Origin of the sequence: Flavobacterium flevense, from assembly GCF_900142775.1 — a bacterium.
Classification (GTDB): Bacteria; Bacteroidota; Bacteroidia; order Flavobacteriales; family Flavobacteriaceae; genus Flavobacterium; species Flavobacterium flevense.
Genome location: NZ_FRCC01000007.1, coordinates 57,532 through 74,544, shown reverse-complemented (window position 1 = coordinate 74,544; position 17,013 = coordinate 57,532). Strand labels below are relative to the sequence as shown.

Below are 17,013 nucleotides of genomic sequence, written 5' to 3'. Positions count from 1 at the left end.
TATTTAGTTAACTGTTATGGTACTGCCATTTGTTTCAAATTTTAGGTTAGAGATATAATTTATTTGTTTTAAGATGTTTTCTAATTCGGCATTTTTTTCAATGTATAAGGTGAGTGACGTATTTAAAAGGGAATCTTTTTTTACATCAAATGTTACGTTGTATTTACTTTTAAGCAGTTCCAGAACCTCGTCCAGTTTTACGTTTTTGAACTCGACATCCTGATTGTACCAGTTAACAACCAGTAATTTTGACGCTTTTGATTTTATTAATTTATTTTCTTCAAATAGTACTTGCTCATTAGGTACTAAATCCACACTCTGATTTTTAGCCGAAACATTAACTTTTCCGGTAACCACAATAACATTGCAACCTGATTTATTCATCTGGATATGAAACGACGTTCCTAAAACTTTGGTTTTAATCGCTCCTGAACTAATTATAAAAGGATGCTGAGGATCTTTAGCCACTTCAAAAAAAGCTTTTCCTTTTATTAGTTTCACTTGGCGTTCTTCGGTTTCAAAATGTTCCGGATATTCAAAAACACTGTTGGCCGCCAGATAAATCACCGAACCGTCTGTTAAACGCACCGAGTCAGACGTTTTCCCTGTTTTCAGCGTCATCATTTTAGTTGCATTTGGCATCACTTTAGGTTGTACCAATAATCCTAAACTCAATAAAACCAGAATACTTGCTGCAATTCCATATCCTATATATCTTGAAATTCTTTTCTTAGCTATATATTTCTCAATGCTATGAAATCCATTAACTGAATTACCCATTGAAGTTTTATCCCAACTTGCTTTTTCATACTCCGAAAGCATAAAGCGATCCAGTAAATCTTCTTCCGATTTGGTTGTCTTCTTTTGTAAACTTTTCTCAATAAGAGTTTCTAAACTGTGTTTTATCTTTTTTGTCATCCTGAATAGTATTCTACTACTAAGTACCCAAAATGAATAATCGTACTATCTGAAAATATTATGAGATTGTTAACAGAAGGTTATCTTAAAAAAAAACTTAAAATAAGCTTACATAAAAAGAAAAGTAAACTCCTTTAAACCGTGACGCAGTTGTTTTAATGCAGATGAAATTTGGTTTTTCACTGTTTGTTTTGAAAGATCTAATTCGGAGGCAATTTGATCTATATTCATATCCTGAAGCTTGTTCATCAATAAAATTTCTTTTCTCTTTTCAGGCAAAGTGTCTAAAAGCGCATAAATTTTATCAGTCAAATCAGATTCTATCGTAGAGAGATTTTCTATAAGGTAGTTTTCAAATTTATCTTCGAGAATGGTTTTATCAAATTTTTCATTTCTGTAACTTTTAAAAATCTGATTTTTTACGGCCCTGAATAAATAATTCTCAACCGATGCAATGCTAATCTCTTCTCTCCTTTCCCAAAGATCTATAAATACATCCTGAACTACATTTTGAGCCAGCTGCTCATCCTGAGTCATTTTTAACGAAAATGCTGTTAACTTTTCCCAATAGTCATTATATATTTTCTCGAAATCGAAAGAATAATCCATTTTTTAGAAAGCATAACAAAGTGAGGTGCTAAATAATAAAAATTAACTTCCCTGCATTTTACCCTAAGGTTATATTTAAATTAATAATCCAAATGCTCTTGATCATGCTTTTTTCGCTCTAAAACACACTAACTTTCTTGGTGTGAATTGAGTAAACAGTAATTAAAAAGATTTTTCATCATTAAAAAAAATAACATTTACATTATGATTTATTATTTTTAAACCAAAGTAATAGTGGCTGCTCCATGCTATTTTTGTTAGCATTAATTTTTTTTCAAAAACCTTTCCCTAATTCAAAAAAACATGAAATTTTCTACTTTAATAACACTGATCGCTTCTACGGCAGCATTGTATCAGGTGTCAGCTCAAAACGACCAATTAAGAATCAATAAAATTCAGGTAATTGGTTCTCACAACAGTTATAAAAAAGCAATAGAACCCGGTTTGTACCAATTCCTGGAAAGTAAAGATTCTTTGCATCAGTTAAAAGGGATTCAATACGAACACATTGCTGTTACTGATCAACTGAACATGGGATTACGCAATCTCGAAATTGATATTTATGCCGATAGTAAAGGTGGAAAATATGCAAAACCAAAAGGCTTAGAACTGGCAACATCAAAAGAACCTTATGATACAGAAGGTAAAATGATGCAACCCGGATTTAAAATTTTGCATATTCCGGACATCGATTTCAGGACTTCGTTTTTAACTTTTGAAGATTGTTTACAGGCGTTAAAATCCTGGTCAGATGCAAATCCCGGACACATTCCGGTATTTATTACTTTAGAGCCTAAAGATGGTAAAATGAATCAATACGGTACCGAACCGGAAACTTTCACCGCTGAATTGTTTGATCAGGTGGATCAGGTTATTAAAACTAATTTAGGAATGGATAAGGTTATTACTCCGGATATGGTTCGAGGAAATTATGCTACTCTTGAAGAAGCGGTTCTGAATGATAATTGGCCAACATTGGCTCAAGCCAAAGGAAAATTTTTATTCATCCTGGATGATAGTGGTAGAAAACGTGATTTATACATGCAAAATCATCCTTCCCTTAAAGGTCGAATGGTTTTTGCAAATGCCAATCCCGGAACTCCAGAAGCAGCTACTTTATTTAGAAATAATGCCGAAGACAAAACCATAATTGACTTAGTAAAAAAAGGATATATCATTAGAACCCGTGCCGATAGCAATACCGAAGAAGCCCGTAAAAACGATTACACTCACTTTAATGATGCTGGTAAATCCGGAGCCCAAATTATAACTACTGATTATTACCAACCAAGTACTTTTTTTGACTCTGCCTATCAAATAAAATTTAAGGACGGAGGTTATGTAAGGGTAAATCCTGTAACAGCAACTTCAGAAGAAAAATAAATTTCAACCCGTTGTGTGTAATTATCAAAAACGTCAATTCGAGTGTTTTTTGCGTAATGAAATGGAGTAAAAAATGTATCGAGAATCATTTTTGATAATAATTTTTCTTGTTCTCGATACAATCCCGTCCGAAAACGGGATTACTCGAACTGACGAAAATTATCATCAAAACTAATTACACCCAACGGGTTATTTTCAATCTTCTGCTACAGCAGCATTATTTCTTTTTTTGCAAATTTTGTCCTGCTATTAGATTTAAAAATGTATTTTTATTTTTTTATTCCAAAAACGGAATTATTACTTTACCTCTAAAATTAAAACAACTTTAAAATGATTGTAGATTCATTAAACAATGCTGCAAAATATTATGGCTTACACCCGGCCTTCGAAAAAGCATTCCAATTTTTAAATGAAAATGATTTAGCCAATCTGGCTGATGGCGTAACCCAATATACCGATGATTTAAAAATCATTGTAAATTCAGGAAACGGAAATTCTAAGGAACAAAGTCTAGTTCATTTTGAATGTCACGATAAAAACATTGATATCCAAGTTTGTGTTGCCGGACCGGAAACATACGCCTGGAAACCAAGAGAGAAATGTGTGAGCCCAAATGGTGACTACAGCGATGAAAAAGACGTTCGTTTTTTCTTTGATCAGCCCGATATGTTTTTTGAATTAAATCCGGGTCAGTTTACCATCTTATTTCCTGAAGACGTACATGCAGCAATGATAAGCAATGGAAAAATAAAAAAAATTGTAATTAAGGTTAAAATATAAAGAGTATTATCACTTTTTTCACAAACAATAAAAACTACCTCTCCGGTAGTTTTTATTGTTTAATGGCTTTTTATTATTTTATATAAACTAAAATAGCATAAATATGGATTAAAAAGAATCTGATGTTAAATCTTCTATTGCTATTCTTAAAAAATTAGGATTATCTATATAGATTCACTTTATTTGACCCTCTATTTAACCTAATTTTCAAAATAAACCATGAAATCCTATTCCATACAAGAAATAAACGATGTCTTAAAAGGCGTTATATCAGGCACTACGCTTCAAAAAATCACTGCCGCCGAGCAACTTGAAGTCGCATCTGATTCTCATATTTCTTTTATTGGAAATAAAAAATACGAAAAATTATGGGCCACTTCAAAAGCAAGTGTTGCCGTTGTAAATGAAGATATTTCAATTGAACCGGGCGAAAACAGAGCTTTTATAAAAGTAAAAAATGCCGATTTGGCGATGTCCCAGATTCTGGAACTTTTTGCACCACCGCTACCTCTTTTTGCTGTAGATATTCATCCTACTGCCACAGTCGATAAAACAGCGGTTATAGGTGTTGGAGCCAAAATTGGAGCAGGAAGTTATATTGGACCTAACGTTAAAATTGGAGAAAACACTACCATTTACCCAAATACTACTATTCTTGATGAATGTACAATTGGGAAAAACACCGTAATCTGGTCGGGAACTGTAATTAGAGAGCGCTGCCACATTGGTAACGACTGTATCATCCATCCTAATGCTACCATTGGAGCTGATGGATTTGGATTCCGTCCTTGTCCGGAAAAAGGCTTAGTAAAAATACCACAAATTGGAAATGTAATTATAGGAAACAATGTCGAAATAGGTGCTAACAGCTGTATTGACAGAGGAAAATTCAGTTCGACCGTTTTAGGAAATGGCTGTAAAATTGATAACTTGGTCCAAATTGGACACAACAGCAAGTTAGGACAATTTTGCATCATGGCGGGAAACAGCGGACTTGCAGGTTCCGTTACTTTAGGAAACGGAGTCATTATTGGCGGAAGCGCATCCATAAAAGATCACACCACTATTGGCGATGGTGCCATAGTAGGTGCAGGTTCAGGAGTCACCTGTGATATTCCGGCAGGAAAAACCATGTTAGGATATCCGGCTGTGGAAGCTCGTGACGCACTTAAACAATGGGCAATTTTAAAAAGACTTGTAAACGAGTCTAAGAAATAATTTTTTTTTATTTTTTTTTATTTTTACCGCAGATTCATGAAATTTAAACTTTGTGAATCTGCGGTTCTTTTTTGTTTAATTCCGCAAAGTTTTTTTAACCACAAATTTCACAGATTATCACAGATTACTAAAACTTATATGAACTTAGCTTTTTACTTTAGAAAATCAAAAACTTACATGACTTATATGGTAAAAATTTAAAATGTTTTAACCACAAATTACACAGATTTCACAGATTTATAGAACTTATATGAGCTTTGTCTTTTTACTTTAGATAAAATCAAAAAGCTTATATGACTTATATGGTAAAAAATTAAAATGTTTTTACCACAGATTACACAGATTTTCACAGATCACTAAACCTTATATGAACTTAGCTTTCACTTTAGATAAAATCAAAAAACTTATATGACTTATATGGTAAAAAATTAAAATGTTTTTACCACAGATTTCACAGATTTTCACAGATTACTAAACCTTATATGAACTTAGCTTTTTCTTCAGATAAAATCTAAAACTTATATGACTTATATGTTTAAAAAAAATCATTAACAAATTAAGTTATACTCTTAATTTTCTTAAAAACTTAATGGTAAAAGAAAAAGCTTAATGGTAAAAAAAAGAGCTTAATGGTAAAAAAAACGGATCTGCTTAAAAAACTTCAATTGGTTTTGTATTTTAGCCATCAATTTTCTTGCAACTACAAACACTATGGATTTAAACTTCAACAAAAACGAAGACCACAATAAACTTTTACTTTCTGATTTAAGACAAAGATTCTCCAAAATAAAATTAGGAGGAGGCGAAAAACGCATTCAAAAATTACATTCCGAAGGCAAAATGACCGCCCGCGAACGTGTGGATTATTTGTTAGATACCAAAGCCGAAAGTATCGAAATTGGAGCATTTGTAGGAGACGGAATGTACAAAGAACACGGTGGTTGCCCTTCGGGAGGTGTGGTGGTGAAAATAGGTTACATCAAAGGAAAACAATGCATTGTTGTTGCTAATGATGCTACCGTAAAAGCAGGTGCCTGGTTTCCTATTACTGCTAAGAAAAACCTTCGTGCACAGGAAATTGCAATGGAAAACAAAATCCCAATTATCTATTTAGTGGATAGTGCCGGAGTATATTTGCCTATGCAAGACGAAATTTTCCCGGACAAAGAACATTTTGGGCGCATTTTTAGAAACAATGCCATCATGAGCAGTATGGGAATTACCCAAATTTCGGCTATCATGGGCAGCTGCGTTGCCGGAGGTGCTTATTTGCCTATTATGAGTGACGAAGCGATTATTGTTGACAAAACAGCGAGCATCTTTCTGGCGGGAAGTTATTTGGTGAAAGCCGCTATTGGCGAAAGCATTGATAACGAAACACTGGGCGGAGCTACTACACATTGCGAAATATCAGGCGTGACGGATTATAAAGCTAAAGATGATAAAGATGCTTTAGACAAAATTAAAAATATCGTTGACAAAATAGGTGATTATAACAAAGCGGGATTCAACCGCATCAAAGCTGTAAAACCTGCTTTAGACGAAAAAGAGATTTACGGAATCCTGCCAAAAGCCAGAACCGAGCAATATGATATGATGGAAATTATCAGTCGTATGGTGGATAATTCGGAGTTTGAAGCGTACAAAGACGGCTACGGACAAACTATTATTACCGGTTATGCCCGTATCGACGGCTGGGCTGTGGGAATTGTAGCCAACCAACGAAAAGTAATCAAAACTAAAAAAGGCGAAATGCAGTTCGGCGGTGTTATTTACTCCGATAGTGCTGATAAAGCCACTCGTTTTATAGCCAATTGCAACCAGAAAAAAATTCCTTTGGTTTTCCTTCAGGACGTTACCGGATTTATGGTGGGTTCCAAATCAGAACAGGGCGGAATCATCAAAGACGGTGCTAAAATGGTGAATGCCGTAAGTAATTCGGTGGTACCTAAATTCACTGTGATTGTAGGGAATTCCTATGGTGCCGGAAACTATGCCATGTGTGGCAAAGCTTATGATCCCCGATTAATTGTAGCCTGGCCAAGTGCGGAACTTGCCGTTATGGGCGGAACTCAAGCCGCTAAAGTTTTGGCACAAATTGAAGCTTCGTCTCTAAAAGCCAAAGGTGAAGCCGTTGATGAAGCTAAAGAAGCCGAACTATTCGCTAAAATCAAGGCGCGTTATGATGAGCAAACTTCGCCGTATTATGCCGCTTCCCGCCTGTGGACAGATGCTATTATAGACCCGCTGGAAACCCGAAAATGGATTTCCATGGGTATCGAAGCCGCTAACCACGCTCCTATTGAAAAGCAATTTAATCTGGGTGTGATTCAGGTGTAATCTAATATTAAACGTCAATTCGAGTGTTTTTTGTGTAGTGAAACGAAACAAAAAATGTATCGAGAATCGTTTTAATATTTTTTCATTACAAGCACAACAACTCCTTTTCATAATCACTTCCCTCCCGCTATCCGCTATATTCCCGCCAAAAAAGGCGGGAGATGTCGCTGCTATCGGGGCTATTTTACTACGTATGGTTTTCAATATTTACCAATCAATAGAACTGCTGCTTAATTCCAAAAGTGGTTAACAAATAAAAAGTTCTTTTGATTCTTTGTAAGAAAAAATCAATATATTTGAGAAAACTATAAAGCGAAACAAAGCTTCGCCAAGATACCTGATTTGGGTTTATATACGAGGTTTGTTTTGGGTATATACGAGTTGGCGGTCAGGCTTTAAAGACGTTCATAAAACATTAAAAAATACAATGAAAATAAAAATTTTTTATTCTTGGCAGTTAAGCACCGACGCAAAGTACAACAAGAATTTTATTTCTGAATGCATTAAAGACGCTGTAAAAAAAACAAAGCAAAATCCAAATTTCAAAAATATTGACTTTGAAATTACAGACGCAGTACGCGGACAATCTGGACAAATTGCCATTGCAGATACAATTATTCAAAAAATAATTCCTTCTTGTGATATTTTTATCGCAGATTTAACGGCTAATCGTGTAAATAAAATTGTTAGTTTTCTAACAAAAAATAAGCCCACGCCGAACCCAAATGTTATGACTGAATATGGTGTTGCCTTAAATTCATTAGGAAAACAAAGAATTATCAGTTTCATTAACACTAATAACAACGGATCACCAAAAGACAACGCTGAAATAATCCCTTTTGATTTCCGACACGATAGATTTCCTACTGAATACAATTTTTCAAAGAAAAATGGACATCAAAAAGTAGACATCAAGAAGCAATTCGTTGCCGATGTTATAAACGTTTTGAAACCAACTATTCAAAATGTAATAGAAACTCAAAAAAGTAGATTTCGCCCATTTATTGCTTGGAATGAATGGAACGAATCAATAAATAACCCGCAATCAGAAAAGTTTATTACAAATCAAAAAATCCAAGAGATTCAAACAAACGTTTTAACTGCTATACAAAATCCAACCGCTATTAGATTATTAGGACTATCAGGTTTGGGAAAAACACGTATATTATTTGAAATATTTAGACCAAAAGATAATAACACATTACTTTCTACTAATCGTGTCTTATACGTTAATTGCAATGATTATCCAAACCAAATAAATTTCACTGAACTAATTAACAAAATAAAAGTTGACAAAGAAGATGCAATTTTAATCGTTGACAACTGTGATATTTCTACACACAAATTAATAGTAAGAAATCTTAATGGCTTGTCACTACTATCAATAGATTCGAATCCTGAAGAAAATAGTAATACAGAAGGAACAAACTATATTATTATTGGGAAAAATGATTTATCCGATATTGTAACTCAATTAGTAGATAGCGATTTTGAAAATGTCGGTAAGGAGAATGTTGAAAAAATAAAGGAGTTTTCTCAAGGTATCCCATTAATGGCAGTTTTACTTGGAGAAAGTGTAAAAAATGGAGAGAAATTCATAGGAAAATTAGATGACAAAGAATTGTTAGATAAACTTCTAGGAACAAAAGGAAAAGACGAAAAACATAGAACTATTTTAAAGTCTTGTTCAATCTTCAATTATTTTGGTTTTTACGAAGAGTTAACGACGCAAATAGAATTTATTGCTAAAAGCAAAAATATTACAAGCCTAAACGGTGATGACACCATAAAAATTAATGATTTCAATGAAACTTGTAATTATTATTTGAAAAGGGAAATTTTCGAAAAAAGAGGGCGGTTTATTGGAATGAGACCTTTCCCATTAGCTATGTCATTAGCTCAAGAATGGTTAGACCCATTAACACCCCAACGACTTATTAATGTCATAGAAGAAATTGCGGGCTTACAAGACCCTGATAAAACTAATTTATCAAAAGCGTTTGCAGAACAAATGAAATATCTTGGATACAATGATAAGGCTGTGCAAATTGTAGAAAAAATAATAGGAAATGATAGCCCTTTTGACAACGCGGAAGTTTTAAATACTGAATTGGGTTCACGCCTCTTTCGCTCATTTGTAGAAGTGAATCCTGTTGCAGTAGCTCAAAATTTTAAACGGCAGTTTTCTAATAAAACTACAGAGGAATTATTAAAAATAAAAGAAGGAAGAAGAAACATAATTTGGACTTTAGAAAAATTATGCTTTGACAATAGGACATTTAAAGATAGTGCAAAAATTCTTTTACAATTCGCAATTGCAGAAAATGAAACTTGGTCGAATAATGCTACGGGGCAATTTTTACATTTATTCAACACACATCTTTCAGGAACAGAAGCTAATTTAAGCGAACGTTGGGAAATAATTGAATGGGCTTTAAGCAAAGGAGAAAGACACTATTATGAGTTTGCAATAAAGGCTATGAAAATAGGTTTAAATTTTGGTCACTCTAGTAGAATGGGTGGTGCTGAACAACAAGGAAGCAAAAGACTTTATGATAACAATCCAACTTGGAAAGAAATTGAAGAATATTGGAAAAATATTCTTCATAAATTTATTGAAATCATTAAATCTAAAAATGAATACTCTGAACTAGCTAGTGAAGCTATTTCTAACAGTATTAGGACATTGTTCAATACAAGAATGGGAGAATTGATAATTCCTTTTTTGAAAGAAATAGCGAGCTTAAAAAATAATGATTGGGATAGCGGTTTGAAAGGATTGAAATATGCTCGGAAATATGAAAAACAATTGATTCCTGAAAAACAATTTGAAGAAATTAATAACTTGATTGACTTACTTACAAAAACTGACTTTTCCACAAGATATTTAACATTGTCTAATTCTTATCACTTGGATAATGATGAAAGCTACTCAAGTGAAAAAATAATACTTGCAATTAGTGAATTAGCTGACGAATTTATTAATAGTGAAATTTCTTGGAAGGAAACATTTCCTTCGTTCTTTAAGAATCAACAAATTTTTTCCTATCACTTTGGTAAAAGATTATCAGAATTATTAAAAGATGATAAAAATAAAGTTAGTGATTTCATAAATTATTCTTTAGAAATAATTTCACAGATTCCATTGAAAGAAAGAAACTTTACAGTTCTTGGTGGTTTTATTTCAAATTCGGATGAAGAAACAAAAAAAGAATTTTATTCTCAACTATTTCAGTCAAGTGAATTTAATTGTCAATTGTTTTACTTTCTTTCTATAGATAATTCTGGAAAAGAATATTTCAATTTATTATTTCAACTAATCGACAATAAAGTCTGTGATATGACTAATTTCTATTCTTTTAATTATAGTCAAGCTTTATCTCAATTAAGTTTAGAAGAATTAAATACATTAAGTGAAAAATTATACGTTTACGGTGACGAAGGTTATGCTATAGTATTTGATTTATTTTACGACATTGGTTATGGTGAAGAATCAAAAAAGATTTCACTGATTCCAATCATTAGAAAATGTATTTTAAAGTTAGGTTTTAATAGAACATTTAAAAGACAATTAGATGATTATAAATGGACAGAAGCTATATCATTTATAATCTCTGATGAAAAAGAAATTGATTTTGCTCAGTTTATTAATAATTCGGTAATAGACTCCATTACTTGGGAAAATTCATATCACCTTGACCACAATATTCAAAAAATTTATGAAATTTTAATGAAGTATCACTTCAATTCTATATGGGAAGACTTATCTACTGCATTACTTTCAATTGAAGAAGATTATATTAAATTTTATGGATTAAAACACATTCTTGGTTCTCATATTGGAGGAGTTGGCAGAAGTGTTGGTGTATTATTTGACGGAGACATAGATTCTATTTTCAGATGGTGTGAGAAAAACAAACCACTTGCCCCATCAAGACTTGCAGAGTTGACACCAATTTTTGACAATGGTAACGTTGATTATACAAATTGGCATCCAATTGCACGTAGACTTATAGATGAATATGGTAACATAAAAGAAGTTCTCAGCCATTTAAGTTCTAATATGGGAACTTATTCTTGGTCTGGTTCTGTCGTACCATTTCTCGAATCGAAAAAAGAATTATTTAAACAATTGAACAATCATAAAATTGAAAACGTCAGAGAATGGGCTAATTCATATATTGGTTATCTTGACAAGGATATAGAAAGAGAAAAAAACAGAGATGCTGAACATTTTATATAAAATAAAAAAAAGGGCTGAAAATTTAGTTCGCAATATGAAGGTGAAAAAAGCCCGAACCGCTAACACACGCTACAAGCAATTTGGGTATTAGGCTTAATTTGAAATTGGTTTGCATTTTGGGATCATTTGGCAAATCCGAAGAATGGGCTTAATTTAGTCCCAAACTACTTGTAGTGCGGGAACGTTGAACGAAACCGCTCTATATCTATCCCTATAAAGATTTCACACACAACTACAATAATTAAAATAAATGATATTCCTAAAAGTCTAATTCATGAATTATCAATTTAGAAAAGCCACTATTACTGAGATTCCCCAAATTTGGGCTATTTTACAAAAAGCCATTAAACGCCGTAAGGAAGACGGCAGCAATCAATGGCAGGATGGCTATCCTAATCCTGAAGTCATTCAAAAAGACATTGAAAAAGAGGCCGGTTTTGTGTTGACTCTCAACGAAGAGATCATTGGTTACACTGCCGTAATGATAAATGACGAACCCGAATATGCTAACATCATTGGGCAATGGTTGACTAATGAAGATTTTGTGGTTTTTCATCGCGTCGCTATTGATGAAGCACATTTAGGGAAAGGTTTGTCTAAAACGATTTTAAATTTCATTGAAGCATTTGCCCTGAGCAATAAAATCTACAGTATCAAAGCCGACACTAATTTTGATAATATTGCCATGTTGAAGATTTTTGAAAAACTAGGTTATCAATTGTGTGGCGAAGTCTATTTTAGAGGAAGTGCCAGAAAAGCTTTTGAAAAAGTATTGCCTCAATACTCTTAAATAAACCACTATGGACTTGAAGTAAATATTAACTACAAATTACACAAATTAATTTGCGCTAATCGGTGTAATTTGCGGTTAAAATTATTTTTAGACGTTGAAAGCTAAATGCTCTAAAGTTTAGTTTTAACTATTTTTGAGACCCATAAAAAACCGATTTTGTTTATGACTAGCTGTCGTCAGTTTTTGTCTGATTTTTTTGTGTTAAAAAAAGTAAAAAGTATTCGCGAAAAAATAATAAACTGTATTTTTGCAGCCGAAACAAAAGACCGCTTTTTTGAAGTCATTATTCAGCATAGTACTTTCTATCCTTTTATTACTACCTAGTTTTGGTAGTTTCTTTGTTTATACTTCATTCAAATTAAATCAGGACGAAATTGCAAAAACCATTTGTGTGCAACGAAAAATGATTAATAACAGTTGTAATGGTCGTTGCGAACTTCAAAAAAGTCTTAAAAAATATGAGGACAACGAAAAAAGAATGCAAAACAATCTGGATAACAAAGTAGATTTGGTTTTTGTTCAAAACACCGTTGTTGCTGATAATTTCAAATTAATTGAATTCAATTACATTAGTAAACCTAATTTCTATACTTTAGAAAAAGAAACAATCTCCGTTTCCCTTTCTTCCTTTAGACCTCCATCCTTTTTGATATAAATTTAACCCGTTGGGTGTAATTATTAAAAACGTCAGTTCGAGTGTTTTTTGTGCAGTCCCGACAGGACGAAACAAAAAATGTATCGAGAACCGTTTATAATAAAATTTTTCTTGGATTCAATCCGGGAAAAGCTCGTTATTTCATAATTTATATCACTTAAAATGAAAAAAATGCTTCTGGCTTTATTAGCAATAAGCCAATTTGTTGTTGCTCAAAACAAAAGCAAATCTGATACTACAAATGTCCACGAACTTCATGATGTTTTTATAACCGCTAACCGTACCGCTACTTTACGCAAAGAAACGCCGGTCGCCATTAGTAAATTAACTGCTAAAACCATTGACGAATCGAAAGCGAATGCCGCTTATGAAATTGTCAATAAAACACCTGGTGTATTAATGGTGAATTTGGGCAATGAACAACACATGATGGCTATTCGTCAGCCCATGACTACGAATGCGTATTATTTATATCTGGAAGATGGTTTACCCATAAGACCCATGGGGATCTTCAACCACAATGCTTTGCTGGAAATTAACCAATTCAACCTTCAGAGTATTGAAGTCGTAAAAGGGCCTGTTTCTTCTCTTTATGGACCGGAAGCAGTAGGCGGAACAATTAATTTTATTTCGTTAAAACCCAGTATTAACCCTGAATTTAAATTTGGAATCCAGGCCGATCAATGGGGCTACAAAAGAGTTCAGGCTGCCGGAGGAGCAACTATTGGAAAAGTAGGTTTTCATATTGCCGGAATTTCCACCTTACAGGAAAATGGCTGGATGACTTTTTCAGATTACAATAAAAACAATCTGAATGTTCGAATTGACTATAACATCTCACCTTCTACCCGATTAATCAGCACTACCATGTGGGGTAAATATTATTCGGATATGAGTGGCGGTGTGAATGAGAATGATTTTTACAATCGGGATTATAAAAGCACCTCTGATTTTACTTATCGAAAATCGGATGCTTTGCGTACCCGACTGACACTGGAACACGATTGGAATTTAAACGCAAGCAGCTATTTAACGGCGTATTACAGAGACAATAAATTAGGACAAAATCCTTCCTATGGAATTCGCTGGAATCCCGCCAATAATCCCACAACTGCCATCGGAGAGATTAATTCGAATAACTTTAAAAGCTATGGAATTATTGGGCAACACACTCAGAAGTTTGATTTTTTAAACACCAAATTAGTCGCAGGTGCTTTATATGACTATTCTCCGGTTACCTACTGGTCCTACCGAATTGATTTAAAAGCCAACTTAAATCCCGGTGGAGCAACGGTCAATAATTACCAGATTATTGCGGAACGACCGGATATAAAACTAGCTGATTATACTGCTGCTATTTACAACAGTGCTGCTTATGCACAATTGAGTTTTACCCCTGTTGAAAAAGTAGTGTTATCATTAGGTGGTCGTTATGACAACATGAAAGTAGATTATGACAACGCCATAGATCTTTCTTCTGGTAGTAAAACCTATGATAAAGCTACTTTTAAAGTGGGAGCTAATTATAATCCGTTTGACAATGCCGGATTTTATGGCAATTATTCACAGGGATTTTCTCCACCCAGTATTACTTCGGTTTTTAGAACTAAAACAGGGACCGGCGGAACAACTGGAATTGCGGCTGAGTTTTATTACAATCTAAAACCTGCTACTTTCAACAATTACGAAATTGGCGGCTGGATGAGTTTATTCGAAAACAAACTCAACTTTGACTATGCCTTGTATTATATGGAAGGAAAAAACGAATTACTAAATGTAAAACTGGAAGACAATTCAACAGATTATCGTTCGGCTGGAGCAACCCGTCACAAAGGAATTGAATTTGGTTTTAGCTACAAACCATCCCGACAAATCAATTTTAGATTAGGAGGAACTTATGCACAACACCATTATATTGATTTTAAAGTTTCGGATAAAACTACAGATCCTTTACAAAACCTAGATGGTAAAGAAATGCCTGCTGCTCCGCGATGGTCCGGAAATTCTGAACTTTATTATTACCCGGTCTGGTTTCCTAATTTCAGAACTTCTGTAGAATGGCAACATGTGGGGAGTTATTATCAGGATCAGATAAACACTGTAAAATATTCCGGCTATGATATTTTTAATTTGAGAGCGGGTTACAAATGGAAGTGCATTGAAATTTACGGAAACATTCTAAACCTAACCGATAAGTTATATGCTTACAATGTTGCCAGAGGAAATCTAAGTGCATCACAACCGGCTTATTTAGCTGCTGCTCCCCGAACTTTTTTATTGGGATTACAATATAATTTTTCATTGAAAAACAAATAATAAAATTAAACCATTAAGAAATTAAGTTTAATTAAGCACAAAGCTAAATTCCCTTAATTTCTTAATGGTAAAAAAAACACATCTTAAGTTCTCAAAAATGAGCAAGAAAAACTTCAAAAAGAAAGATTCCAAATTCGTAAAAAGAATAAAGCAGAATATGTACCAATGGCACAGAACCATTGGGATCATTACGATTATTCCGGTTATTTTCTGGACTTTATCAGGTTTAATGCATCCGTTTATGGCGCATTTTTTCAAACCTGAAATTGCACATGAAAAACTGGAAATTAAAACAGTTCCTCAAAATCAATTATCACTTTCTATTCAGCAGGTTTTAGAAAAAAATAATATTAAACAATTCACTAACTTCCGGGTGGTTTCATTCGATAACACTACTTTTTATCAGGTAAAAAACCTGATTGGTGATTTATTGTATTTTGATACTTCAACCGGAAATGAACTTAAAAACGGAGATCAGATTTATGCGGAATGGCTCTCCCGTTACTTTCTGAACGATCAGAAAAGCAGCGTGAAGAACAGCGAAATCATCACTGAATTTGACAATCAGTACAAGTATGTCAATCGGTATTTACCGGTTTACAAAATCACCTTAGACCGCCCTGATACAATGGAAGTGTATGTCGAAACCTCATCGGGCAAACTCGCTACTTATAACCCCACATCAAGACAGTTTTTTATCTGGTTTTTTGATGTGTTTCATAACTGGTCGTTTATTGATGCGATCAGCAATAACAGCATTCGCATTATCACAATGATTTTTTTGTTGTCGATAATTGGATTTTCTGCCATCAGCGGAATCGTAATTTATGGCTTTTTGTGGAAACAATTTAAAAAATCAGACAGCTTAGAGCCTAAAAAAGGAATCCGGAAATACCACCGCCAAATTGGGATTTGGATTTCTCTTTTCACCTTAACTTTTGCTTTTAGCGGAGGCTATCACGCTACGACCAAATGGGATCCTTACACTTTAGACCAAATGGTGTATGAACCCACGTTTAAAACCGGTGAAATTCAACTGCCTAACAACAACCTTAATTTAGACTGGAATCGTTTTCAAAATGCGAGTCTTATTACTTTTAATGACAGCATTTATTACCGTTGTGAATTAGAAGAAAAAGCAAGCGGAAAATTCAAAAAACCAAAATCAGTTGGCAATTCGAAATGGAATAAAAAAGAAACTCCTAAAACGGAAGTGGTTTATATTAATGCTGCTACCAATACAATTGCTGCTGGTTTAGACCTGCAATATGCTGAATTTCTGGCTTATTATTTTACGGATGGCGCTCCAAAAGCAGCTTGTTGCGAAATGATGAGTCCGGAAATCCCTGAAGAATCAGAAGCTTCTTTAGAAAATGTGAAATTATTAGAATCGAAAGTGATTACTAATTTTGAAAGCAGAGAATATGGTTTTGTCAACAAGCGATTACCGGTTGTAAAACTGGCTTATGATACTCCCGAAAAAACAACTTATTTTATTGAAACTGCCACTTCCAGACTGGCTGCTAAAATTAAAAATTCAGATGTCGTGGAAGGTTATTCATTTGCTATTTTGCACAAATTTTTATTCATGGACTGGGCCGGGAAAAATGTGCGTGATTTAACCATGGTTTTAGCTGCTCTTTGTATTTTAATAGTGAGTGTGCTTGGATTGATTCTTTTTATAAAGAAATAGTTTCTAAGTTCCTAAGAAGCTAAGATTCTGAGTTCCTTTTCACTTAGAGCCTTAGCTTCTCAGCA

Annotated in this window: 11 protein-coding genes; 9 read left to right on the top strand and 2 right to left on the bottom strand. The window is 33.7% G+C overall.

From position 1 onward, the window contains the following. Window positions 1-3: 3 nt before the first annotated feature. The gene (locus BUB89_RS12375) at window positions 4-918 is read right to left on the bottom strand and encodes a FecR family protein (RefSeq protein ID WP_073245535.1); all 915 of its coding nucleotides are present in this window, start codon (window positions 916-918) and stop codon (window positions 4-6) included. Between the two features lie 108 nt (window positions 919-1,026). Further along, complete coding sequence (locus BUB89_RS12370) at window positions 1,027-1,527, bottom strand: RNA polymerase sigma-70 factor (RefSeq protein ID WP_073245533.1); 501 nt, start codon at window positions 1,525-1,527, stop codon at window positions 1,027-1,029. 303 nt (window positions 1,528-1,830) lie between these two features. Here BUB89_RS12370 and BUB89_RS12365 point away from each other — a divergent pair, with 303 nt between their 5' ends. The 9 genes from BUB89_RS12365 to BUB89_RS12320 all read left to right on the top strand — a co-directional run bounded on the left by BUB89_RS12365 (window position 1,831) and on the right by BUB89_RS12320 (window position 16,948). After that, the gene (locus BUB89_RS12365; protein ID WP_073245531.1) at window positions 1,831-2,910 is read left to right on the top strand and encodes a phosphatidylinositol-specific phospholipase C1-like protein; all 1,080 of its coding nucleotides are present in this window, start codon (window positions 1,831-1,833) and stop codon (window positions 2,908-2,910) included. Between the two features lie 330 nt (window positions 2,911-3,240). After that, window positions 3,241-3,690, top strand: a complete 450-nt coding sequence (locus tag BUB89_RS12360; protein WP_073245529.1) for a NanQ anomerase/TabA/YiaL family protein — start codon at window positions 3,241-3,243, stop codon at window positions 3,688-3,690. Window positions 3,691-3,909: 219 nt separating this feature from the next. Beyond that, window positions 3,910-4,908, top strand: coding sequence for a UDP-3-O-(3-hydroxymyristoyl)glucosamine N-acyltransferase (gene lpxD, locus BUB89_RS12355; protein WP_073245527.1), 999 nt, complete (start codon window positions 3,910-3,912; stop codon window positions 4,906-4,908). A gap of 711 nt (window positions 4,909-5,619) precedes the next feature. Continuing rightward, on the top strand, window positions 5,620-7,248 hold the full coding sequence (locus tag BUB89_RS12350; protein WP_073245525.1) for an acyl-CoA carboxylase subunit beta: 1,629 nt from the start codon (window positions 5,620-5,622) through the stop codon (window positions 7,246-7,248). A gap of 427 nt (window positions 7,249-7,675) precedes the next feature. After that, the gene (locus tag BUB89_RS12340; protein ID WP_073245521.1) at window positions 7,676-11,491 is read left to right on the top strand and encodes a hypothetical protein; all 3,816 of its coding nucleotides are present in this window, start codon (window positions 7,676-7,678) and stop codon (window positions 11,489-11,491) included. Between the two features lie 274 nt (window positions 11,492-11,765). Further along, complete coding sequence (locus BUB89_RS12335) at window positions 11,766-12,281, top strand: GNAT family N-acetyltransferase (RefSeq protein WP_073245519.1); 516 nt, start codon at window positions 11,766-11,768, stop codon at window positions 12,279-12,281. A 277-nt stretch (window positions 12,282-12,558) separates the two neighbouring features. Beyond that, on the top strand, window positions 12,559-12,939 hold the full coding sequence (locus tag BUB89_RS12330; RefSeq protein WP_234982633.1) for a hypothetical protein: 381 nt from the start codon (window positions 12,559-12,561) through the stop codon (window positions 12,937-12,939). 162 nt (window positions 12,940-13,101) lie between these two features. Continuing rightward, on the top strand, window positions 13,102-15,255 hold the full coding sequence (locus BUB89_RS12325; RefSeq protein WP_073245515.1) for a TonB-dependent receptor: 2,154 nt from the start codon (window positions 13,102-13,104) through the stop codon (window positions 15,253-15,255). 97 nt (window positions 15,256-15,352) lie between these two features. Next, complete coding sequence (locus tag BUB89_RS12320) at window positions 15,353-16,948, top strand: PepSY-associated TM helix domain-containing protein (protein ID WP_073245513.1); 1,596 nt, start codon at window positions 15,353-15,355, stop codon at window positions 16,946-16,948. Window positions 16,949-17,013: the final 65 nt, after the last annotated feature.

Coding starts and splice junctions, on each gene's coding strand:
- BUB89_RS12375 (WP_073245535.1), bottom strand. CDS start 918: ATGACAAAAAAGATAAAACACAGTTTAGAAACTCTTATTGAGAAAAGT.
- BUB89_RS12370 (WP_073245533.1), bottom strand. CDS start 1,527: ATGGATTATTCTTTCGATTTCGAGAAAATATATAATGACTATTGGGAA.
- BUB89_RS12365 (WP_073245531.1), top strand. CDS start 1,831: ATGAAATTTTCTACTTTAATAACACTGATCGCTTCTACGGCAGCATTG.
- BUB89_RS12360 (WP_073245529.1), top strand. CDS start 3,241: ATGATTGTAGATTCATTAAACAATGCTGCAAAATATTATGGCTTACAC.
- lpxD (WP_073245527.1), top strand. CDS start 3,910: ATGAAATCCTATTCCATACAAGAAATAAACGATGTCTTAAAAGGCGTT.
- BUB89_RS12350 (WP_073245525.1), top strand. CDS start 5,620: ATGGATTTAAACTTCAACAAAAACGAAGACCACAATAAACTTTTACTT.
- BUB89_RS12340 (WP_073245521.1), top strand. CDS start 7,676: ATGAAAATAAAAATTTTTTATTCTTGGCAGTTAAGCACCGACGCAAAG.
- BUB89_RS12335 (WP_073245519.1), top strand. CDS start 11,766: ATGAATTATCAATTTAGAAAAGCCACTATTACTGAGATTCCCCAAATT.
- BUB89_RS12325 (WP_073245515.1), top strand. CDS start 13,102: ATGAAAAAAATGCTTCTGGCTTTATTAGCAATAAGCCAATTTGTTGTT.
- BUB89_RS12320 (WP_073245513.1), top strand. CDS start 15,353: ATGAGCAAGAAAAACTTCAAAAAGAAAGATTCCAAATTCGTAAAAAGA.